Origin of the sequence: Streptococcus oralis (assembly GCF_019929345.1) — a bacterium.
Classification (GTDB): Bacteria; Bacillota; Bacilli; order Lactobacillales; family Streptococcaceae; genus Streptococcus.
On the sequence record NZ_JAHZPJ010000005.1, the window covers coordinates 23,863 to 45,436 of the forward strand.

Annotated in this window: 20 protein-coding genes, 1 pseudogene and 2 riboswitches; of the genes and pseudogenes, 2 read left to right on the forward strand and 19 right to left on the reverse strand. The window is 42.6% G+C overall.

What is annotated here, in order from left to right; genetic code table 11:
• Positions 1-101: 101 nt before the first annotated feature.
• From K1I97_RS04785 to K1I97_RS04810, 6 genes are all read right to left on the reverse strand, one after another.
• Positions 102-362 (reverse strand): SemiSWEET family transporter, encoded by a 261-nt coding sequence (locus K1I97_RS04785; protein ID WP_001291474.1) that lies wholly within the window; start codon positions 360-362, stop codon positions 102-104.
• 204 nt (positions 363-566) lie between these two features.
• Positions 567-914 carry a VOC family protein gene (locus K1I97_RS04790; RefSeq protein WP_223331637.1) on the reverse strand — a complete coding sequence of 116 codons (348 nt, stop codon included), beginning with the start codon at positions 912-914 and terminating at the stop codon, positions 567-569.
• Between the two features lie 58 nt (positions 915-972).
• On the reverse strand, positions 973-2,748 hold the full coding sequence (spxB, locus tag K1I97_RS04795; RefSeq protein WP_223331638.1) for a pyruvate oxidase: 1,776 nt from the start codon (positions 2,746-2,748) through the stop codon (positions 973-975).
• Positions 2,749-2,961: 213 nt separating this feature from the next.
• On the reverse strand, positions 2,962-5,184 hold the full coding sequence (locus K1I97_RS04800; protein WP_223331639.1) for a heavy metal translocating P-type ATPase: 2,223 nt from the start codon (positions 5,182-5,184) through the stop codon (positions 2,962-2,964).
• Between the two features lie 9 nt (positions 5,185-5,193).
• Complete coding sequence (locus K1I97_RS04805; protein WP_223331640.1) at positions 5,194-5,565, reverse strand: cupredoxin domain-containing protein; 372 nt, start codon at positions 5,563-5,565, stop codon at positions 5,194-5,196.
• Positions 5,566-5,575: 10 nt separating this feature from the next.
• Positions 5,576-5,971 (reverse strand): CopY/TcrY family copper transport repressor, encoded by a 396-nt coding sequence (locus K1I97_RS04810; protein WP_223331641.1) that lies wholly within the window; start codon positions 5,969-5,971, stop codon positions 5,576-5,578.
• 183 nt (positions 5,972-6,154) lie between these two features.
• A riboswitch (TPP riboswitch) is annotated at positions 6,155-6,252 on the forward strand.
• 83 nt (positions 6,253-6,335) lie between these two features.
• Between K1I97_RS04810 and thiD the strand changes: the two genes are divergently transcribed.
• A complete protein-coding gene (gene thiD, locus K1I97_RS04815) occupies positions 6,336-7,127 on the forward strand; it encodes a bifunctional hydroxymethylpyrimidine kinase/phosphomethylpyrimidine kinase (protein ID WP_223331642.1) in 792 nt (263 codons plus the stop codon).
• A 33-nt stretch (positions 7,128-7,160) separates the two neighbouring features.
• Here thiD and thiE read toward each other — a convergent pair whose 3' ends face one another.
• The 13 genes and pseudogenes from thiE to K1I97_RS04875 form a co-directional block, all read right to left on the reverse strand.
• On the reverse strand, positions 7,161-7,808 hold the full coding sequence (thiE, locus tag K1I97_RS04820) for a thiamine phosphate synthase (RefSeq protein ID WP_223331643.1): 648 nt from the start codon (positions 7,806-7,808) through the stop codon (positions 7,161-7,163).
• Positions 7,801-8,604, reverse strand: a complete 804-nt coding sequence (locus K1I97_RS04825; RefSeq protein WP_223331702.1) for a hydroxyethylthiazole kinase — start codon at positions 8,602-8,604, stop codon at positions 7,801-7,803. Before K1I97_RS04825 ends, thiE begins: the two co-directional genes overlap by 8 nt.
• Positions 8,604-9,128, reverse strand: a complete 525-nt coding sequence (gene thiW / locus K1I97_RS04830; RefSeq protein ID WP_129326447.1) for an energy coupling factor transporter S component ThiW — start codon at positions 9,126-9,128, stop codon at positions 8,604-8,606. Before thiW ends, K1I97_RS04825 begins: the two co-directional genes overlap by 1 nt.
• A 3-nt stretch (positions 9,129-9,131) precedes the next feature.
• The gene (gene tenA / locus K1I97_RS04835; RefSeq protein ID WP_223331644.1) at positions 9,132-9,824 is read right to left on the reverse strand and encodes a thiaminase II; all 693 of its coding nucleotides are present in this window, start codon (positions 9,822-9,824) and stop codon (positions 9,132-9,134) included.
• Positions 9,825-9,834: 10 nt separating this feature from the next.
• Positions 9,835-10,485 carry an energy-coupling factor transporter transmembrane protein EcfT gene (locus K1I97_RS04840; protein WP_223331645.1) on the reverse strand — a complete coding sequence of 217 codons (651 nt, stop codon included), beginning with the start codon at positions 10,483-10,485 and terminating at the stop codon, positions 9,835-9,837.
• 1 nt (position 10,486) lies between these two features.
• On the reverse strand, positions 10,487-11,872 hold the full coding sequence (locus K1I97_RS04845; protein ID WP_223331646.1) for an ATP-binding cassette domain-containing protein: 1,386 nt from the start codon (positions 11,870-11,872) through the stop codon (positions 10,487-10,489).
• Entirely contained in the window at positions 11,873-12,433 is a 561-nt protein-coding gene (locus K1I97_RS04850) for an ECF transporter S component (protein WP_223331647.1), read from the reverse strand.
• A 158-nt stretch (positions 12,434-12,591) separates the two neighbouring features.
• Positions 12,592-12,680, reverse strand: a riboswitch (TPP riboswitch).
• A gap of 148 nt (positions 12,681-12,828) precedes the next feature.
• Positions 12,829-13,965 (reverse strand): L-lactate oxidase, encoded by a 1,137-nt coding sequence (lctO, locus tag K1I97_RS04855; RefSeq protein ID WP_038804426.1) that lies wholly within the window; start codon positions 13,963-13,965, stop codon positions 12,829-12,831.
• A 169-nt stretch (positions 13,966-14,134) separates the two neighbouring features.
• Complete coding sequence (gene yaaA, locus K1I97_RS04860; RefSeq protein ID WP_223331648.1) at positions 14,135-14,884, reverse strand: peroxide stress protein YaaA; 750 nt, start codon at positions 14,882-14,884, stop codon at positions 14,135-14,137.
• Positions 14,885-14,963: 79 nt separating this feature from the next.
• Positions 14,964-15,109, reverse strand: a pseudogene (locus K1I97_RS10290) (DUF3953 domain-containing protein).
• 96 nt (positions 15,110-15,205) lie between these two features.
• Complete coding sequence (locus K1I97_RS04865; RefSeq protein ID WP_223331649.1) at positions 15,206-16,801, reverse strand: hypothetical protein; 1,596 nt, start codon at positions 16,799-16,801, stop codon at positions 15,206-15,208.
• 11 nt (positions 16,802-16,812) lie between these two features.
• Positions 16,813-17,223, reverse strand: a complete 411-nt coding sequence (locus tag K1I97_RS04870; RefSeq protein WP_223331650.1) for a peptide deformylase — start codon at positions 17,221-17,223, stop codon at positions 16,813-16,815.
• 104 nt (positions 17,224-17,327) lie between these two features.
• Positions 17,328-20,024, reverse strand: coding sequence for a cation-translocating P-type ATPase (locus K1I97_RS04875; protein ID WP_223331651.1), 2,697 nt, complete (start codon positions 20,022-20,024; stop codon positions 17,328-17,330).
• Positions 20,025-20,330: 306 nt separating this feature from the next.
• Between K1I97_RS04875 and mntE the strand changes: the two genes are divergently transcribed.
• The gene (gene mntE, locus K1I97_RS04880) at positions 20,331-21,524 is read left to right on the forward strand and encodes a CDF family manganese efflux transporter MntE (protein WP_223331652.1); all 1,194 of its coding nucleotides are present in this window, start codon (positions 20,331-20,333) and stop codon (positions 21,522-21,524) included.
• Positions 21,525-21,574: the final 50 nt, after the last annotated feature.

Sequence of the window (21,574 nt, forward strand, 5' to 3'; positions counted from 1 at the left end):
AAAGCTAGCTGTCAATGGGCTGTTTTCCTCAACTCTCATTAGACTTTCTTTACTTGAGCATCTATTTTCATAAACGAAAAAAGACTGAAATCAGTCTTCTTTTAAACCAAAGCCGTGATAGCCGTCACCAGTCCAAAAACGATACCTGGCGCATTAGCAGCTGCAAGTGGAATATCTCTTTCTTTCTTGAAAAGACCGTAGTAAACCCAAAGACTACAGTTGATGGCTGCGACCAAGGGTTGGATGAAGTTTCCTTTTTGACCAGCCAAGTTGTTCATGATTTGTGGGAAGTAAGAGACATACATCATAACGGACATGAAGGTCGCTACCCAACCCAAAATTTTCATCTGTTTTTCAGACATTTTTATTACCTCTTTCATTTTTATGAATCATATTTTATAATCTTTTTTCGAAACAATCAAGACTTTGTAGCTTTTGTTATGAAGATGTAAACTATCACAATCTTGTGATAAGAAAAAGACCGGATTGCTCCGATCTTTCAATAGTTCATATTCTCACGTTCTGTATTAAGAATAATTATGGTTAGCTTCAAATGACTACGCGCCCTATTTCATACGATAAAAATCAATCACTAAACCAGCAGGGCCTTTAACTAATAAGGACTCTGTTCCCCAATCTGTTTCACAAGGACCGTGTAAAATCTCGACACCAATCTCTTTCAACCGTTGGTAGTTCTGATCTACATCCTCAACCTTGATATGAAGAATGATTCCTGACTGAAAGTTTTCCAAAGAAATCAAATGTTTCTCTGACAACATGAGACAATGACTGCCAATCGTGAACTGAGCAAAACTGTCATCAACATAATCGGCTTTTTTATCCAAAATACGCTCCAAGTCAGCACAGACTTGAGGAACATCTGAAACGATAAGATCTAATTGATTTAAATTCATTTACTATCCTCCATAAAAAGACCGGATTACTCCGATCTTTTTAAGTTCCACGAAGGAATTATTTGATTGCGCGTGATTGCAATCCTTCTTCTTCCAAGAAGAGGCGGAATGGTACGAGTTCTTCTGCTTCGTATTTTTCCTTGAAGGCTTTGATTGCTTCTTCTGAGTGAAGTTTTGGATCCAATTCAAGTACTTCTACTGGAAGTGGACGATGTTGAGAGATGCGAGCATCGATAACAACAGTTTTACCTTCTTTGTTCAATTTAACAGCTTCTGCAACAACTGCATCGATATCTTCGATACGGTCAACTGTAAATCCTACAGCACCTTGCGCTTCAGCGATTTTCGCATAGTCAGCATTAGGGAAGTCACAACCAAACAAGTGTTTGTTTGTGTCTTCGTATTTGTCCTTGATGAAGGCATATTTACCATTTGAGAAGACAACGTTGATAACTGGAAGGTCGTATTGAACGTTTGTGATAACGTCTGGGTAGCACATGTTGAATGCACCGTCACCCATGATGTTCCATACTTGGCGATCTGGATTGTCTTTCTTAGCAGCGATACCACCAGGAAGGGCAATACCCATTGTCGCAAAGAGTGGAGATGTACGCCACATGTTCTTAGGTGTCATGTGAAGGTGACGAGTAGATGTTTGAGTAGTGTCACCTACGTCGATTGAGTAGATAGCGTCTTGGTCAGCATGTTTGTTGATTGCATTGTAAACTTGGTACAATTGCAACTCACCCTCAGTTTTACCTTCGAGTTTGTTCATGTAATTACGCCAGTTTTGGTTGTTCTTCACGTTTGCACGCCACCATGGAGTAGACTCAACTGGGTTTACTTTATCAAGGATAGCTTTCGCTGCTTGACCTGCATCACCAAGGATAGAAGCGTCAAGGGCATGACGTTTACCAAGTTTGTAAGGGTCGATATCGACTTGGATGAATTTTTCAGTGTTCTTGAAGGCTTCGTAAACTTCAGCAAATGGGAAGTTTGAACCAAGGAAAAGAACTGTGTCTGCTTCAAAGACCACTTCGTTGGCTGGTTTCCAACCAACACGGTAAGCAGAACCTGTCAAACCTTCGTAGTTCCATTCAAAAGCTTCAAAGTTTTTACCAGTTGTGATGATTGGTGCTTTGATTTTACGTGACAATTCAGTAATCACTTCACCTGCTTTAACACCACCGTAACCAGCATAGATAACTGGGCGTTCAGCATTGTTCAAGATTTCAACAGCTTTGTCGACTTCAACTTCGTTCAAGGCAGGAGCGATGAATGAACGTTCGTACGAACCTGAACCGTAGTATGAGTTTTCATCGATTTCTTGGAAACCGAAGTTTACTGGAATTTCAACAACAGCTGGACCTTTTTTAGAAACTGCAGCACGGCAAGCTTCGTCAATTACTTTTGGTAATTGCTCAGCGTATGCTACACGTTTGTTGTAGACAGCGATACCGTTGTACATTGGGTTTTGGTTCAATTCTTGGAAGGCATCCATGTTGAGTTCGTTAACAGGACGTGATCCAAGGATAGCAAGGAATGGAGTGTTATCCATAGCTGCATCGTAAACACCGTTAATCAAGTGAGTCGCACCTGGACCACCTGAACCAACTGCAACCCCGATTGAGCCGCCGAATTTAGCTTGCATAACCGCTGCAAGAGCACCTGTTTCTTCGTGGCGAACTTGCAAGAAGCGGATATCTTTGTCTTCAGCCAAAGCATCCATCAATGAGCTGAGTGTTCCTGATGGGATACCGTAGATGGTGTCTACGCCCCATGTCTTCAATACGTTGAGCATTGCTGCAGATGCAGTAATTTTCCCTTGAGTCATAATGATAACTCTCCTTCAAAATAATTTCATACATTTACAAAAAGCGCTTTTATATGTTGTTTGAAAGCGATTCAGTAAATTTACAATCCTAATTTACCACATTTACTTTGAGTATCCTAAGAATGTGCTCAGAAGTTTGCATTCTCTATTACAGCACAGGTTGAAAATGCTTCGCAGAACTGTTTTATAATAAAAAAGCGAGCAAGCTCGCTTTTAGTCTATTTTGCTAAAGTTTAGCATGAGTGAACTGGTTAAAACAGATACAGAACTAAAGGCCATGGCTAGACCAGCCAGTTCTGGATTGAGGGCCAATCCAATTCCTGAAAAGACCCCTGCTGCAACCGGAATTCCGATAACATTATAGATAAAGGCCCAGAAGAGGTTGAGAAGAATACGATTGAAGGTTCTCTTACTCATATCAAAGGCTCGAACCACTCCTGTCAAATCATTGTGAGTAAGAACAATCCCTGCCGACTCAATAGCAATATCAGTTCCTGCGCCCATGGCAATCCCGACATCTGCCACACTGAGGGCTGGCGCATCATTAATACCATCTCCGATAAAGGCTACTTTACCAGTCTGTTGTAGTTGATGGATTTCATGGGCTTTTTCTTCTGGCAAGACACCAGCAATAACCTCTTCGATTCCGATCTGATCTGCAATGGCACGCGCGACGCCAGCATTATCTCCTGTCAGCATAACTGTTCGGAGACCACGTTTTTTCAGCTGACTGATGGCAAGCTTGGCATTTTCTTTGGGAATATCTTGCAAGGCAAGCAAGCCTTTAATTTCATTGTCAACAGCCAAGAACACAACTGTTTTAGCTTCTTTTTCCAGTTTTTCAAGTTTTTCCTGATAAGCGGTCGAAATATCCATGCCATCTAGCATTTTAGCATTTCCGAGCAAGACTTGTTTCCCATTGATTTGCCCTGAAACACCTTTTCCGTGCAAGGCTTGAAAATTTTCTACAGTATGAAGCTCAAGTCCTGCTTCAGTCGCTCGCTTAACAATAGCCTCAGCCAGTGGGTGTTGAGAAGATTCTTCCAAAGAGGCAGCTAAGCCAAGTACTTCTGTCTCGTCGCCAATGATATCGGTGACCACTGGTTTTCCTTCCGTCAAAGTTCCTGTTTTATCAAAGACGAGAGTTTGGACTTTCTGGATTTCCTGTAAGACGGTTCCATTTTTGAGGAGAACTCCCATCTTGGCACTACGTCCTGTCCCTACCATGAGAGCTGTTGGTGTTGCAAGACCTAGGGCACAAGGGCAAGCGATAATTAAAACTGCCACCCCATAAAGGAGAGAGGTCACAAAGCTAGCTCCAAGCAAGACAAACCAAATCCAAAAAGTCAAAATCGCTAAAATGACAACTGCTGGGACAAAAATCCCTGAAATTTTATCTGTCAAGTCCTGAATCGGCGCACGACTGGTCTGAGCTTTCTTCACAAAATCCACAATCTGAGCCAAAACAGTCTCTGAACCAACTTTTTCTGCTTTAAAAATAAGAGTCCCGCTATTATTGATGGTGGAACCAATGACCGTATCTCCAACCGTTTTGTCTACTGGCAGGCTCTCACCTGTCACCATGGATTCGTCAATACTGGAGACGCCTTCGACAACAACACCATCAACCGCAATCTTTTCACCGGGACGCACTCGAATCAGGTCACCTACCTTGACTTGCTCCAAGGGGACTTGAACATAGTTATCCTCACGCAAGACTTCTGCAATTTTAGCCTGCAAGTCAAGTAATTTCTCCACAGCTTGGGAAGTATTTTTCCGCATTTTCTCCTCAAAAACGGCTCCCATAAGAACGAAGAAGAAGATAAATGCAGCACTTTCAAAGTAAACGGGGAGACCAGCGAAGAGGGCAACTAAGCTATAGAAATAGGCCACTAGGGTTCCCAGAGCAACCAAGGTATCCATGTTGGCATTGTGCTTTTTAAAACTAGCCCAAGCACTTTGGATATAAGGACCACCTGCTACTAGCATAATCGGTGTTGTGGCTAAAAAGGTTCCCCAACGCATGACTTGGTGACTAATTCCTCCTGTCGACATACCAATCATGAGAATCACAAGAGGCACAGTAAAGATACTAGTAATCCAAAAGCGCTGTAAAAGTGATAGAGATTTTCGAGTCTTCTCAACTACGGTATAACTCCCCTTTTGCATCTTCATACCACAAGAAAATTCATGTTGACCTAATTCTTGAGGTGTAAAACGAATTGTCTTCTCTTCATCCACGCCGATTGGTTCCAAGATACCTTCTTCTTCAAAAAGAATTTCCTTGTAACAGTTTGAAGGTGTGGCACGATGAAAGGTGATCTCAGCTGGAATCCCTTTTTGAAGTTGGATATGGGCCGGATGATAGCCTGTTTCAGCTCGGATACGGATTTTTTGAATGCCATTTTCTAGGCTTGCTTTCACAATTTCAGTCATATCATTCTCCTATTCTACAATCATCTTGCCGTGCATCATATTCATGCCACAAGAGAAACCATACTCTCCAGCCTGCACAGGCGTGATTTCCACTACATACTCTTCACCCATTGGCAGGTCCGCATGTACACCAAAATCTGGAAAGACAATCTGATCCAGACAGGGTGAAGGATCCTTACGGTCAAAGATAATGCGGGCTGGAACCGATTTCTTGAAGATAATCAACTCAGGCGTATAGCCTCCCATGACTTCCACTCGGATCTCTTGGTAGCCATTTTTTTGCTGGGCCTTCTGTCCAGATTTTTCAGGCTTTTTGAAAAACCAAAACAAGATAAACGCGATAAGGGAAATACAAATAAGGGTTACAATACTATTTAACATGACGGCTCCTTTACATACAATTACATTTTACTTCTGTTACAGCGCTAGCTTTTTTCTCAGAAATCACAGCTTCCAAGTCTTCCAAGTCAGCCTGAGTGAAATCACATTCGACAATCAAGTCAGCCAACAAGTTCTTAATCCTACGAGAACAAACCTTGTCTTTGATATCTTGGACAAGCAAGTCTCGACTTTGATCCAGAGTCAAAAGGGCTGAATAGATAAAGGACTTGCCCTCTTTTTTCCTAGTCAGGCACTCTTTCTCAACCAAACGAGCCAAAAGGGTCTGAACTGTGGACTTGGACCAGTCAAACCGCTCCGCAAGAACCTTGATCAAATCCGTACTGGTCTGCTCGCCCTGCATCCAAACAATCTTCATAACCTGCCATTCTGCATCTGAAATCTGCATCAACACCCCTCCAAAATCTACATTTGTCAATCATAGCTCTAAGTATACTCTCAAAATCTACATTTGTCAATTATAAATCTCCTTATTTCTTCGAAAAATAGAATTTTAATCATATAAGGAGAGATTTACAGTCAAATTTTACTATATAAACTATAAAAATATGCTATACTGTAGAAAAAAGAAAACAACCACTAGGGGTGCGTAAAGCTGAGATTAATGACTGTTATACCCTTTGACTCAATCTAGGTAATGCTAGCTGATGGAAGTGGAAATGATAATGTCGACTACCAGTCTTCTATTTCCTTCCTAAAACAGACTTGCTTGTTCTTAAAAATACAAACTTCAGTTGGTTGGGAGGTTTTAGATGACTTATTTACCCGTTGCTCTGACCATTGCTGGGACAGACCCTAGTGGCGGTGCTGGCATTATGGCTGATTTGAAGTCGTTCCAAGCTAGAGATGTCTATGGAATGGCAGTTGTGACCAGTCTTGTCGCTCAAAATACCAGAGGCGTTCAATTAATCGAGCACGTCTCCAACCAAATGCTGAAAGCTCAATTAGAAAGTGTCTTTTCGGATATCAAGCCTCAGGCTGTAAAAACTGGTATGCTGGCAACTACTGAAATCATGGAGATTATCCAACCCTATCTTAAAAAGCTGGACTGCCCCTACGTGCTTGACCCTGTTATGGTCGCAACAAGCGGTGATACCCTGATAGATACTAGTGCGAGAACCTACCTAAAAACAAACCTGCTTCCACTTGCGACTATTATTACACCCAATCTTCCTGAGGCAGAAGAAATTGTTGGTTTCTCAATTCATAATCCAGAAGACATGCAACGTGCTGGTCGCCTGATTTTAAAAGAATTTGGTCCTCAGTCTGTGGTAATCAAAGGTGGTCATCTCGAAGGCGGTGCCAAGGATTTCCTCTTTACCAAGGAGGAGCAATTTGTCTGGGAAAGTCCACGAATTCAAACCTGTCATACCCATGGTACTGGATGTACCTTTGCAGCAGTGATCACGGCTGAACTAGCCAAGGGGAAGACCCTTTATCAGGCAGTCGATAAGGCCAAGGCCTTTATTACAAAAGCCATCCAAGACGCCCCTCAACTCGGTCATGGTTCTGGTCCAGTCAACCATACAACTTTTAAAGATTAAGAAAAAAACTCTCTAGTTCCCACTTTAAGGGAATTAGAGAGTTGTTGATGAGGAAATAATGTCATCCAGCTTTGTTAAAAAGGCGTGCGCTTTTGCCTCAATATCTTCTGCCTGCATCAGATCCCTGACGACAGCGACCCCAGCTATACCAGTTGCAGCAAGTTGGTCAATGTTCTCTGACGTCAAGCCTCCAATAGCAACTACTGGAATGGCTACCGTTTGGCAAATGGTTTTCAAGGTTGAAATCAGGGTGATAGGTGCATTTTCTTTGGTCATAGTCGGGAAAATGGCTCCTGTTCCCAAGTAATCCGCACCTCCTTCTTCTGCTTCGAGGGCTCTTTTAACCGTTTTAGCAGTGACACCGAGGATTTTGTCAGGACCCAAGACTTGGCGGGCAACCGAAACTGGTAGTTCATCGTCGCCAATATGCAAACCTGCAGCATCTACTGCAAGACAAACATCTAAACAATCATCGATAATCAAGGGTACCTGATAGGCATCTGTTATTTCCTTGACTTGTTTTGCCAGTTGATAGTATTGATTGGTTGTGAGTTTTTTTTCTCGTAGTTGGATGATGGTAACGCCTGAACGGCAGGCCGTCTCCACTTTTTCAAGAAAGCTTTCCAAGGAATCTTGGTAGCGATTGGTTACCAGATATAGTCTGAGTGCTTCTCTATTCATAAATATCTCCTTTGATTTCATCTAGCCAATTTTCGTCTCTTTTTAGGAGAGAGAGCTGATTGAGAGTTTGAAAGCGGAAATCTTCCAATCCCATTCCTTGAACAAGAATTCTCTCAGCAGAAATATTAAGATAAGAAACCGCTAGACAAGAAGCTTCAAAGGTTGTCTTTCCTTGGCTTAGAAAAACGGCTGTCAAGGCTCCAACCAGATCTCCTGTCCCTGTTATCCAATCTAATTCTGCACAGCCATTTCCCAATACAGCAACCTGGTTCTTCGAAACGATGAGATCCTTGGGTCCAGTGACTAGGAACGACATACCAGGATAGGTCTGACACCAGTCTTTCAAGACTTGAAGCAAATCTTCAGTTTCTTGATCTTTAGCACTCGCATCGACCCCGACTCCGTGGTGTTTTAAACCAACAAGACTTCGGATTTCCGACATATTTCCTTTAAGGACTGTGGGCTTGTATTCTAAAAGATCTCTGACTAGTCCCTTACGAATGGGTGACGCTGATACACCAACCGCATCTACTACCATTGGGAGAGAAGCTTGGTTTGCATAAGTAGCTGCCATACGGATTGCTTTCTCCTTCTCTGCTGACAAATGCCCCAAATTGATGAAGAGAGCCTGGCTTTGCTTAGTAAAATCAAGAACCTCACGAGGGTCATCTGCCATGACTGGTTTGCATCCCAGAGCCAAAATACCATTGGCTAGCATCTCGCAGGAAATCTCATTGGTGATGCAGTGAATTAAGGAACTGGTTGCTAGAGGGAAAGGATTTGTCAATTTCTGCATCATTCTATCCTTTCTCCAAAGAAATATCCCTGCACTTTTTTAAAGAATTCCTGCTTGATTAAAAATCGAAAGGCGAGGAAAGCTATGGCTGTACCAATCAAGGTCGCTCCGAAAAATCGCGGAGTATAAATAAACCAACTGAGCTTCGCCGCAGATCCTGTAAAGAGAACCATAACAGGATAGGAAACAATGGAACCGATAACCCCTGTTCCCAAGATTTCTCCTAGGGCAGAAAAGTAAAATTTTCGACCATACTTATAAAAGAGACCTGCAAGGAGGGCTCCAAAGGTAGCTCCTGTTAGGGCTAAAGGGGGAATGCCTTGAGTAGACATACGGATAAAGGCTGTCACTGTAGCCATTACCAAGGCATAAACAGGTCCCATCATGATTCCTGCTAGAATATTGACTACACTGGACATCGGTGCCATTCCCTCAATCCGAAAGATAGGCGTAAGGACTACATCAAGGGCAATCATCATGGATAAAATAGTTAATTTGTGAACTTGTAGTTGGTGGTTTCTCATTTTCTATTTCTTCTCTTTTTCTAAGGACTGCAAATCACTCATCCAGGTTTGATGTTGGTAAGCCATCTCCCAAAACTTAGCTTCCATGTGGACACTTCGGTGGAAGGCCTCTAGCATTTTTTGTTTGTCCGTCTCGTCGCTTTCTCGATAGAGCTGATTGACCAGGGCTTCTTCCTCTTTAATCTGCTGCTCTAACTCATCCGTAATATAAGTTTCAATCCATTGTTGGTAGAGAGGATTTGGGGATGGTTTAAGATTAAGCGATTTGCCTATATCATGATATAGCCAAGGACAAGGCAGCAAGCTCGCAAAAGCAATGCCCAAGTTTGACTCTGCAAATTGCCGATAAATATGAGAAATATAATGATAACAAGTTGGAGCGATTGGATGTTGCTCCATTTCCTGGTCGCTGATTCCTAATTCCTTGAAAAATTGTTGGCGGATAAACAACTCACCCTCCACTAGACTCTGAGCATTTTGTTTCAAGAGTCTTTTCATCTCCTCGTTTGAAGTCTTATCAGCCAAGAGGTGATAGGCTTCTGAAAAAGACTTCAGATAGTAGGCATCCTGAATCAGGTAATAGCGGAAAATAGAAGGTTCTAACGTTCCCTCTTGTAACTGTAAAACAAATGGGTGATGAAAGGAAGCCTGCCAAGCTTCCTTGGATAATTCCATCGCAATATCTGTAAATTCCATAATAACTCCTTTATAGAAACAAACTGGTTTGAAGCAATAAAAAGAAAAGTAGGTAGATCAATTTTGTCCTCTGAGAAATATAAAAAGTCCGATAACTATTCTCCAACTGTGCATGTTCGTCATATCCATGTGCAGACAGAGCTCTCAAGTAGAGATGGCGCCATCTAAAGACCGTCATCAGAACCTTGCTGTAAATCAAGGGCGACCAAACATGCAATTTTTGACCACGCAATAAGCAAGCTTCCTTGAGGGACTTGATTTCTTGTTGAATGAGGGGATAGGCATTGAATACCACAATTAAGGCATAGGCCCAAGACCGTGATAACCCCTTTTGAGCCAAGTACAAGAGAAGCTCTTTTAAGGAAATACTGGAAACAAAGACAAGGCCGATACAAACCGTCACAAAAGCCCTCGTCCCAAGTATCACTGCCTGCGAAGCATCCCCATGTAACTGAATTGCCCAGTAATTAGCCAAAGATGGCAAAATGGCGAGTACAATCATCCAAGCCAACATTTTAAATCGACGATAATAGAGCATAAAGAGGATGCAAAATGCGACTACAGAAAGATTAAGAGCAATCAAAGGAATGAAAGATGTTTCCAAGGATAAAATGAGAAAGAAGAGGCTGATAACTGGTGTCTTGGTTGCTACTTTGATCATACTACCTCACCTCCCCTGTAATATTCCTACTCAGAGAACCGAGTGGTTTGCTGATGGTCACGTCTTTAATATGACGGAGACCCTCACTAGTCATCTCAATCCAATAATCAACCACAGAAATCAAGGGATCTAAACGATGGCTAATGATCAAAAAACTTCTTCCTTGATCTCTGTCCTCCAGAATCCACTTGTAAAAATAATGGCAAGCTCTATCATCCAAACCAGCAAATGGCTCATCTAGCAAGATCACAGAAGCCTTGCTAGTCAAGATGGTCAATAGCTGAAGAATCTTTTGCTGGCCACCACTTAATTGATAAGGACTCTTATTGAGTGCCTGCTCCAGATCAAAATATCGTAGAGCTTGGAGAATTCGCTGATTTCTTTCAGAGTCTGAGCTATCTAATTGCAGTTCGTCTCTCAGACTGACTCGGATAAACTGCTTCTCAGCTTCCTGAACAACACCCGTTAGGTCAAGGTACAGACTCTTTTTCTTTTTGAGAACCCAACCATTCCGTGTAATTTTCCCTTTATACTTTTGAAATTGAAGAATAGAGCGAAAGAGGGTTGATTTCCCGACACCATTGTCACCCAAAATACAGGAAATTCCTTGGTAAAAAGTAAAATCAGCAATCGAAAATAGGGAGCGATTATCCAGCTCACAAGCCACACGATCCATATGGAATAGTTCTGGACTAGAAGCAACTTCCTTTGAAGCAACCTGTGTCATCTCAGAGCAAGGGATTTGAAACACCTCCCTTAACTGGCCGTCTCTTAGCTCCACCATATGGTCAATATAGACTTCATAGTCTGATAAATCATGGTCACACAGGATGACTGTCTTCCCATCAAGAGCCAACTCTTTTAGAATCTCCAATATCTCCAGCCTACTCTTTCGATCAATGGAAGCGAAGGGCTCATCCAAGAGATAGACTCTAGGATTCATGGCAAAGAGAACAGCCAAAGCAGCTTTCTGCTTTTCCCCACCTGATAAGTGATGGATGGGACGGTGCAAGATTGCCATACAGCGACATTCCTGGACTACCTCTGCTATTTTAGAATCAATTTCCTGAACGGGATGCCCAATATTTTCCAAGGTAAAAATCAGCTCCTCAAACAAGTTCTCCATGGTAAATTGGTGATTGGGATTTTGAAAGAGAATACCAACCGTCTGGACACGTTCAACGATAGAAAGCTGACTGACCTGGCTCCCATCTATCAGTACTTGACCACTATAAGGTAAGGAAGTGACCTGGGCAATGATTTGAAAAAGGCTGGATTTTCCTGAACCACTGCTCCCAACTAACAAGGTAAAAGCTTGCGCATGAAAAGTAAAATCAATCGGTTCCGAAAAGATTGGTGACTGAATCCCCCGTAGTTCCAGCCCCATCTATGCCTTGCCTCCAGATGCAAACTGATAATAGAGTTTGACAATGGCACGAACCAAGATGGTACAGAAGAAAAAGACGGAAATAAAACGCACCACCAGCAAGGAAAGGACAAAAGGAAGGGAGAAGGCGTAGTAACCTAACTTAATGTATTCATAGACAAAGCTAAAAAGGGTAATCCCAATACTATTAGCAGTTAGAGAGAGGCAACTTTCATAACGATTCTTGGTTACGAGAAAACCAAATTCACTTCCCAAACCTTGAACCAAGCCGGACAAAAGAGCGCCTAGGCCGAATTGGCTACCATAAAGAACTTCTGCAAGTGCAGCAAGCACTTCTCCAATCGTTGCGCTTCCGATTCTTGGAACAAAGATAGCTGCAATGGGCGCAGCCATACACCAGAGACCAAAGAGGATTTCATTGGCAAAGGCCTGCAAACCAAGAGGGGCCAAGATCAGGGTGAGGATATCAAATAGATAGCCTGAACCCACAAAAACGCCACCAAAAAAGATAGACAAGAAAGCAAGTAAGATAACATCTTTTAACTGCCATTTTTTCAACATAAAAAACTCCTTTTTTAAAGAAAAGTGGGGCATTCAAGGAGAGCTACCGAAAGGCTTGCGGTCAAGCCTATTCCCTTTTGATAAACAAAAAAACTCCAATTACAAACGAGAATTAGAGTTTACCTTACAAGATTAGACAGTTCTTTTCGACATACGAAAAAAACCTTTTCACATTTCCCTTCGCCAGTATTAACTGTATCAGGTTCAATGGGTATCATCTCAGCCTAAAGCACCCCAAATGTCTTTATTATTTAATTACTGGATCAGTATAACAGAATTTAAAAGCCCTAGCAAGATATTTGACTGAAAAATATATTTATATAGCTTCTGATAACGATTTAATCTTTCTATACACGAAGAAAAACCTCCACATCAGGTGGAGGCCTTCTACTTTATCAATACAATTTCAAATCACGAGGATCGACTGGGAAGGTTGGGTTGTATGGGTTATGACGGAGTTTGAAGTGTTTGACATCCTCAATAGTCTGAGTTCCAGATAACTGCATGACTGTCTTCAATTCTGCATTCAAGTGCTCAAAGACTTGACGCACACCAACACTACCACCAAGGGCCAAACCATAGATCACAGGGCGGCCAATAGCTACCAGGTCTGCTCCTGAAGCCAAGGCTTTAAAGACGTGTTGACCGCGACGAACACCAGAGTCAAAGACAATTGGCACACGTTTATCAACTGCTTCTGCTACTTCTTGAAGTGAGTCAAAGGCAGCTGGCCCACCGTCGATTTGGCGACCACCGTGGTTGGTTACCCAGATACCAGAAGCACCTGCGGCAAGCGAACGTTCAACATCTTCACGGCATTGTGGCCCCTTGACATACACAGGAAGACCTGAGTATTCAGCGATAAATTCGACATCACGTGGAGACAAGCGTTGTTTGGCTGATTTGTAAACAAAGTCCATTGATTTTCCAGCACCTTCTGGCAGGTATTCCTCAACAATCGGCATGCCAACGGGGAAGACAAAACCATTGCGCTTGTCGACCTCACGATTGCCCCCTACAGTTGCATCCGCCGTCAAGACAATCGCTTTGTAGCCTTCAGCCTTGACACGGTCCATGATATGGCGGTTAATCCCGTCATCCTTACTAAAGTAAAATTGGAACCAATGAGGTGTTCCTTGAAGAGCTTCTGTAATTTCTGGAAGGTCAACCGTAGAGTAGGAACTAGTTGTGTAGAGAGAACCAAATTCATGCACACCACGCGCAGTAGCTACTTCCCCCTGTTCATTTGCCAATTTATGAGCCGCAACAGGCGCCATGATGATTGGTGAAGATAATTTTTCACCTGCAAATTCAATCTCTGTACTTGGATTTTCAACATTGCAAAGCGTATGTGGAACGATGAGTTTGTGGTTAAAGGCACGGATGTTCTCGCGTAAAGTGAAAGTATCCTCTGCTCCACTAGCGATATAACCAAAGGCAGCTTTAGGAATGACTTGTTGCGCCATTGGCTCCAGATCATAGGTGTTGATAAAATCCACAGGGCCTTCGGCATTGCTTGTTTTGTATGACATAAAATGTTCTCCTTGATAAAAGTAAACGTTTACTTTTTTGATTTACAGGAACATCTTAACTCTTTTTCATGTCATTTTCAAAAATTTTGTCTGGAAATTTCAAACTGATTATCTGAATATGCCCTCAAAAGGTCAAACTAAGGGGTTGACTTCTTAGGGACATCTCCTATTATTTTGAATTAAAGCTACTTTGCACTTGTTTTACAAAGACGAGCTCTAAGTCACTTGATAAATCAGGTCGGTAGTCAAAACCTGCAAAACTGAGCTTGCGAGCTTGTTCGACTGTATGGACTTGCCCCTCTATCAAGGCGGTCAAAAAAGCACCACGTGCTTTTTTTGAAATGGTTGAGTGGATTTTCAACTGGCCTGCCTTGTCCTCCATAAATTTGAAGGTCACCATCTTTTCTCTAATTTCCTTAGAAAATACGGTTTCAAACTCTGATGATAGGAGTGAGAATATCAAGTTCTCATCTTGTAGGGCCTCATCGTAGGCTGACTTCCAATGACTCTTTAAAGTCTTACCAGCTACTTTTAACTTCATCAGAAAGTCCAAACGGTGTGGAGCCATAGGCGACAAGGCTGGGACAACACCGTATAAAGCCGAGGTAATCAGGACATGATTTTCAAGATAGGTTTGTTCAGCCTCGGTTAACCCATCTCGTTTGATGTGGCGATACATGAGACCATCGAAGAGTTTCAAGGCTGGATAGTTCTTAGCCCTGTGATCTTTTAGAGCTTGAATATGAGCGTACTCTTCTTCTGCTTTCTCGGCAGATACCTTATAAAAACTTTCTAATTCACTAGCTGAGTAGTGCGCCAGTGAGTCAAGGACTGCCTGACTTTCTTCACTCAAGGGGAGCGCTTCGACAAGAGGGAGGTTTGTGTTCATTTCTTTGGCTGTTGGGATTAAAATTTTCATATTGTTAGTGTAGCATATTTTTCAATCACGACCAAGAATTTCATCTGAAAAACCTCGGTTTATACCGAGGTTTCTCTGTTTATTTTGGCCATCCTAACCAGATAGCCACGAGAACAAGGGCTGTGCCAGCTAAGCTTGTTAAGATAGATAGATAGATAGATAGATAGATAGATAAGAATTTATCTTTTTTCTCCTTGAACTGAAAAAACCTATTTTTATACTCAATGAAAATCAAAGAGCAAACTAGGAAGCTAGCCGCAGGCTGTACTTGAGTACAGCAAGGCGACGCTGACGTAGTTTGAATTTGATTTTCGAAGAGTATTATTGTACTTTAAAGGTCTTGAGATAATTATCTTTTCCAACTTGACCTTCGAAGGTTTGGCCATTTTCGAGGTAAGGAAGGTCGTCTGACACTGAAGCCTTGACCTTATAAATCTTGCCATCAACTTTAAAGAAGTAGACGGTATCCCCCTTGATGACAGCTGATTTAAGATCTGAAACCACTCCCTTGATGTTTTCTACCGTTTCATTATCCAGCTCGAGGTCGTTTTTATTGGCATATTTGCTAAGGAGTTCATCTACCGTAGTTGCTACGATAACGTTTTGGTACTCCACGGCATCGACCAATGCATACTCCTTGACCAAGCCTGCATTGTCCTTCAAGCCCATGATATAGAGAGGCTTGTCATTGAGATTGACAAGAATAGGGAAGGTAGCCTTATAGGCCTTCTCTTGCACTGCTCCTTCTGCGGAAGCACGGGCTGATTCTTCGGTTGCTGAAGCTAGATTGTACTTGGTGATTTCACCAGTGCGCATATTTTCAAGGATAAATCCTAGATTACTTTCGTCAGCGTTTGCTGAAGTCACCCCCGTGTAGAGATAGATGTCATTTCCGATAGAAAGATAGTTATAGCCCTCAGTCGTTTGAGTAACATTTTTCTTAGAAATCAAGGCATTCCAGAAACCGTCTTTATACTTACCGTTGTAGTTGATTTGTTCGATGGTTTCTTCTGCTGGATAGACACGATCCACCCATTCTGGGACTTCATCCAAGCTGTATTCCTTGGTTTCTCCATTGGTGGCGTCTAAGATAATAACAGATGAAGGACGCGGGACTCCTAGACCAAACTGCTTTTGATAAACGGTTGCTACATAGAAGGGATTGCCTTCATCATCCACCTCAAAGGATGGCGTTTTAAAAATCTTGGTTGGGTACTTGAACCGAAGATGGCGTTTAACGTCACGGTTAAAATACTCAGAGTCTGAATACTTCATTGGCGTTTTTAAATCCACCAATTCCGCATTTCCTGTCACCATATTAACCTTGATATACTCGCCGATTCCCTTGGATTGATTGTTGAACCATTTGATGGGATCAGCATACTCCAAAGGAGTCACCCGATAGGGTTTGCCATCAACTGTCAGCTGGGTATAAGTATCTGCTGCTACGTACTGGGAGACCTTATCCGTCAGAGAGCCTAGATAACGGTCCCCAATCTTTTCTGCAGTGCTCCGATCTAGGATTGGAACCTTACTGGTATCACTCTTAGGAAAATCTTTAAAGTCTTTTTCTGTGATAGACACCACATTAGCATAATTTTTTGCTTGGAAAAAGCTAGAGGTCACTAGACTTACCAGACCAGCAAGGGCAAAGATAAGTCCTGCAGCCAGAAACAATCCTCTACTAAGTTTGGTAAAAAGGAATCCTTCTAGATTGAGATCTTTGGCAGCCTTGCCATGACGTACATGAACAGTTTTGAGGAGATTGGTATCCTTGCGGAAACTAAACAAAATCCCCATCACCACCAGATGCCCACAGAGAAAGAAGATGAATTCCCAACTAGTCAGATTGAAGGGTGGTAAAAATATATACCAAGTCGTTGCGATAAAAACAAGTTCAAATAGTATGCGTTTCATCTGAATTCCTCCTAAATAATCCGTCCTTCCAAATGATCCAGTTCATGTTGGCAGATCTGAGCTGGAAAACCTGTTAACGTAATGGTCTGTTCCTGCCACTTGCTATCACGATAGGAAACCGTAATCGTTTCATAACGAGTTGTTAGTCGCACCCCAGTCAAGGACAAACAACCTTCCTCAGTCTCGTAAGATCCTTTGTAGGAAAGGAGAATGGGATTAAACATGACCATGGGAACCAAACCAAGATTAAAGATAATGACACGCTTCTGCACCCCAATCATATTAGCCGCTAGACCGACACAGGTCTCGCGATTAGCCAGCAGGCTATCCTGTAAATCTCTAGCCAGATAAAGGTCTTCCTGACTTGCAGGTTTCGAGACCTGCGACAAAAATAAGGCATCTCGGACAATCTTCTTTTCCATTCTCTTTCACTCCTTGCTACTTTACTTTATTATAGCACAAAAGGGAGCGACTTCTAGTCCTTTCCCTCAAATGCAAAAAAAGCCATCCGAAGATGACTTTCTTTTTAAATCGCGTTCTTATCAAGACCAAGTTTACGTTGAACAAACTTGACGATTTCGACGATAAGTATCATTGAGAAGCTTCCAGCTAGAACAATAGCCCATTGTGACAAGTCTAGTTTGGTTACGTGGAAGATACCTTCAAGCGGTTCTACAACGATTGTTGCCATCAAGAGAATGAAGGATACCAAGATAGACCAGTTGAAGGTCTTAGACTTGAATGGTCCGACTGTCAAGATGGATTGGTAAACAGACTTGACGTTGTAAGCATGGAAGAGCTGGATCAAACCAAGTGTTGCAAAGGCCATGGTGAGGGCATCCGCGTGAATGGCTTGGTTGTCTCCTACATGGACCGGATAAGCAAGAGCAAGACCATAAACAGTCAAGACGAGTGCCCCTTGAAGTACACCTTGATAGATGATGGAACTCATGACCCCACCTGAGAAGAAACTTGATTTGCGTCCACGTGGTTTGTGGGTCATAACACCTGGCTCAGCTGGTTCAACACCAAGAGCGATAGCTGGGAAGGTATCGGTTACCAAGTTGATCCACAAGAGATGAACTGGCTGTAGGACATCCCAACCAAACAAGGTTGATAAGAAGATGGTTAATACTTCAGCCGTATTGGCAGAAAGCAAGTACTGAATTGTCTTTTGAATGTTTGAGAAGACCTTACGTCCTTCTTCAACTGCGACGATGATAGTCGCAAAGTTATCATCTGCAAGGATCATGTCAGAGGCACCTTTAGAAACCTCTGTACCAGTGATTCCCATACCGATACCGATATCGGCTGTTTTCAGAGCTGGCGCATCGTTGACACCGTCACCTGTCATGGCAACGACCTTACCTTGGTTTTGCCAAGCCTTGACAATACGAACCTTGTGTTCCGGAGATACACGCGCATAAACAGAGTATTGACCAACGACTTTTTCAAATTCTTCATCAGAAAGTTCGTTAAGCTCAGCACCAGTCAAAACATGGTCTTCCGAGTCATTTTCGTCGATAATTCCCAAACGTTTAGCAATAGCTTCTGCTGTGTCTTGGTGGTCACCAGTGATCATGATTGGACGGATTCCTGCTTCCTTAGCAACACGAACCGCTTCTGCTGCTTCGGCACGCTCAGGGTCAATCATCCCAATCAAACCAGTAAAGATTAAGTTGTTTTCCAGTTCTTCAGAAGTCAAGTTTTCTGGAATACTATCGATAATCTTATAAGCACCTGCAAGGACACGCAAGGCTTGGTGAGCCATTTCCGAGTTGTTTGTATGGATTAATTCAGTGACTTTCTCATCAATCGGAGCAACATCTCCAGCTTTATCACGAGCAACACAGCGTTTCAAAAGTTGATCTGGAGCCCCCTTGACTGCCACGAGGAATTTGCCATCTGGCAATGGATGAACCGTTGACATGAGTTTACGATCTGAGTCAAATGGCAACTCAGCAACACGCGGATATTTCTCTAAGAACCCTTTAACATCATAGCCTTTGTCCAAGGCATACTGGATGAAGGCTGTTTCCGTTGGATCCCCAATCAGGTTTCCTTCAGCATCAATCTTAGTATCGTTGGCCAAGACAACAGAACGAAGAAGAGGCATTTCAAGACCTAGTTCAATGTCATCAGCAGAATCATGTAGAACTGCGTCATAGAAGACTTTCTCGACTGTCATCTTGTTCATGGTAAGCGTACCAGTCTTATCAGAAGCGATGATTTCTGTTGAACCAAGTGTTTCGACTGCTGGCAACTTACGAACGATAGAGTTTCGTTTGGCCAAAACTTGAGTACCAAGGGCAAGAACGATCGTCACGATAGCAGGAAGTCCTTCTGGAATGGCTGCAACAGCAAGCGCAACAGAGGTCATCAACTCACCAAGTGGATTTTTACCTTGAATGAAGACTCCAACTACAAAAGTAACAAGGGCAATAACCAAAATTGCATAGGTCAAAACCTTAGAAAGGTTGTTCAAGTTTTGTTTGAGTGGCGTGTCTGTCTCGTCAGCATCTTGGAGCATGCCAGCGATATGACCCACTTCAGTGTACATACCTGTATTGACAACAACACCAAGACCACGACCATAGGTCACGTTTGAGTTTTGGAAGGCCATATTGACACGGTCACCAATACCAGCATCTGCAGCGAGCTCGACGGTCAAATCTTTTTCAACTGGAACAGACTCACCTGTCAATGCTGCTTCTTCGATTTTAAGAGAATTAGCTTCTAGCAATCGTAGGTCTGCTGGAACTACATCACCAGCTTCAAGAGCAACGATATCACCTGGTACCAATTCTTTTGAGTCAATCTCAGCCATATGCCCATCACGAAGAACGCGCGCAGCTGGACTAGACATAGACTTGAGGGCTTCGATGGCTTCTTCTGCTTTTCCTTCTTGGTAAACACCAAAGGCTGCGTTGATGATAACAACGGCCAGAATAATGATGGCATCTGCAATATCTTCCCCACCAGAAGTTACGACTGACAAGATAGCCGCAGCAATTAGGATGATAATCATCAAATCCTTAAATTGCTCAATAAACTTGACTAGGAGAGATTTTTTCTCACCCTCTTCCAGTTCATTGCGCCCATATTCAGCTAGGCGTTTCTGCGCTTCGCTAGACGAGAGACCTTGCTCAGTTGCTTCTACTGACTTCAAGACCTCTTCAGGACTTTGAGTATAAAACGCTTGGCGTTTTTGTTCTTTTGACATGTGTCTCCTCCTTGACATTGTGTGCAAAACAAGTTCTCTTTTAGTTTTATGACAAACAAAAAGAGACCTGTTAATCATAACAAGTCTCGCTGTTTAAGATAGTGCCGGAAAACATACTTTTCAGTATACAATTCGGAATGACGACACTATCACAGGTTTCTGCCAGCTACTCCCTTGAGTAGTACTATTATATCAAAATTTGAACATTTTTCAAGGGTTAAAATCAGATGAAACAAGACTAAATTTGAATTTTCCCTTGAAAACCAGTATAATGGTAGAATACTATATGACTAGAAAGGAAGCCCGATGAACCAATCCATGTCAAATCTCAAATTGGCAGAGCGCGGAGCCATTATCAGCATTTCGACCTACCTCCTCTTGTCTGCTGCAAAATTGGCAACTGGCCACCTCCTGCATTCTTCCAGTTTGGTGGCAGATGGTTTCAACAACGTATCGGACATCATTGGAAACGTTGCTCTCTTGATTGGGATTCGGATGGCCCGCCAACCTGCAGACCGTGACCATCGCTTTGGTCACTGGAAGATTGAAGATTTGGCTAGCTTGATTACTTCCATCATCATGTTCTATGTTGGTTTTGATGTGCTTCGGGACACCATTCAGAAAATCCTTAGTCGGGAACAAACACCTATTGATCCTTTGGGAGCGATTCTAGGAATCATTTCAGCAGCGGTCATGTTTGCTGTTTATCTCTATAACACACGCCTCAGTAAGAAATCCAAATCCAAGGCTCTCAAGGCAGCTGCTAAGGACAATCTTTCCGATGCTGTCACCTCGCTTGGGACGACCATTGCTATCCTAGCCAGCAGTTTCAATTACCCTATCGTGGATAAATTGGTCGCTATCATCATCACCTTCTTTATCTTAAAAACAGCCTATGATATCTTTATCGAGTCTTCCTTCAGTCTTTCAGATGGTTTTGATGACCGTCTGCTAGAGGACTACCAAAAGGCCATCATGGAGATTCCAAAGATTAGTAAGGTCAAGTCCCAAAGAGGGCGTACCTACGGTAGCAATATCTACCTTGATATCACCTTAGAAATGAATCCCGACTTATCAGTCTATGAGAGTCACGAAATTGCGGACCAGGTCGAGTCCATGCTGGAAGAGCGTTTTGGAGTCTTTGATACCGATGTCCATATCGAGCCAGCTCCCATACCAGAGGACGAGATTTTAGACAATGTCTATAAAAAACTGCTCATGCGTGAGCAATTGATTGACCAAGGAAATCAGCTAGAAGAACTCCTTGCTGAGGACTTTCTCTATATCCGTCAAGATGGAGAGCAGATGGATAAAGTCGCTTATCAAGCCGAAAAAGAACTTAAAGCTGCTATTAAGGATATTCAAATCACTTCCATTAGTCAGAAAACCAAGCTCATTTGCTATGAGCTAGATGGCATCGTCCATACCAGTATCTGGCGTCGCCATGAGACTTGGCAAAATATTTTCCACCAGGAAACTAAAAAAGAAGACAAACAGTGACCCTATCCAGTGGATAGGGCCTTTTTGATTATTCTACTTTAAGCAAAGAC

Bases quoted from the DNA above. Each gene is read 5' to 3' on its own strand.
- spxB (WP_223331638.1), bottom strand. From the start codon at position 2,748: ATGACTCAAGGGAAAATTACTGCATCTGCAGCAATGCTCAACGTATTG.
- lctO (WP_038804426.1), bottom strand. From the start codon at position 13,965: ATGTCATACAAAACAAGCAATGCCGAAGGCCCTGTGGATTTTATCAAC.
- K1I97_RS04805 (WP_223331640.1), bottom strand. From the start codon at position 5,565: ATGTTAAATAGTATTGTAACCCTTATTTGTATTTCCCTTATCGCGTTT.
- thiD (WP_223331642.1), top strand. From the start codon at position 6,336: ATGACTTATTTACCCGTTGCTCTGACCATTGCTGGGACAGACCCTAGT.
- K1I97_RS04845 (WP_223331646.1), bottom strand. From the start codon at position 11,872: ATGGGGCTGGAACTACGGGGGATTCAGTCACCAATCTTTTCGGAACCG.
- K1I97_RS04800 (WP_223331639.1), bottom strand. From the start codon at position 5,184: ATGACTGAAATTGTGAAAGCAAGCCTAGAAAATGGCATTCAAAAAATC.
- thiW (WP_129326447.1), bottom strand. From the start codon at position 9,128: ATGAGAAACCACCAACTACAAGTTCACAAATTAACTATTTTATCCATG.
- K1I97_RS04875 (WP_223331651.1), bottom strand. From the start codon at position 20,024: ATGTCAAAAGAACAAAAACGCCAAGCGTTTTATACTCAAAGTCCTGAA.
- thiE (WP_223331643.1), bottom strand. From the start codon at position 7,808: ATGAATAGAGAAGCACTCAGACTATATCTGGTAACCAATCGCTACCAA.
- K1I97_RS04810 (WP_223331641.1), bottom strand. From the start codon at position 5,971: ATGCAGATTTCAGATGCAGAATGGCAGGTTATGAAGATTGTTTGGATG.
- K1I97_RS04840 (WP_223331645.1), bottom strand. From the start codon at position 10,485: ATGATCAAAGTAGCAACCAAGACACCAGTTATCAGCCTCTTCTTTCTC.
- K1I97_RS04870 (WP_223331650.1), bottom strand. From the start codon at position 17,223: ATGGAAAAGAAGATTGTCCGAGATGCCTTATTTTTGTCGCAGGTCTCG.
- K1I97_RS04790 (WP_223331637.1), bottom strand. From the start codon at position 914: ATGAATTTAAATCAATTAGATCTTATCGTTTCAGATGTTCCTCAAGTC.
- K1I97_RS04825 (WP_223331702.1), bottom strand. From the start codon at position 8,604: ATGCAGAAATTGACAAATCCTTTCCCTCTAGCAACCAGTTCCTTAATT.
- K1I97_RS04785 (WP_001291474.1), bottom strand. From the start codon at position 362: ATGTCTGAAAAACAGATGAAAATTTTGGGTTGGGTAGCGACCTTCATG.
- mntE (WP_223331652.1), top strand. From the start codon at position 20,331: ATGAACCAATCCATGTCAAATCTCAAATTGGCAGAGCGCGGAGCCATT.
- yaaA (WP_223331648.1), bottom strand. From the start codon at position 14,884: ATGAAAATTTTAATCCCAACAGCCAAAGAAATGAACACAAACCTCCCT.
- K1I97_RS04865 (WP_223331649.1), bottom strand. From the start codon at position 16,801: ATGAAACGCATACTATTTGAACTTGTTTTTATCGCAACGACTTGGTAT.
- K1I97_RS04850 (WP_223331647.1), bottom strand. From the start codon at position 12,433: ATGTTGAAAAAATGGCAGTTAAAAGATGTTATCTTACTTGCTTTCTTG.
- tenA (WP_223331644.1), bottom strand. From the start codon at position 9,824: ATGGAATTTACAGATATTGCGATGGAATTATCCAAGGAAGCTTGGCAG.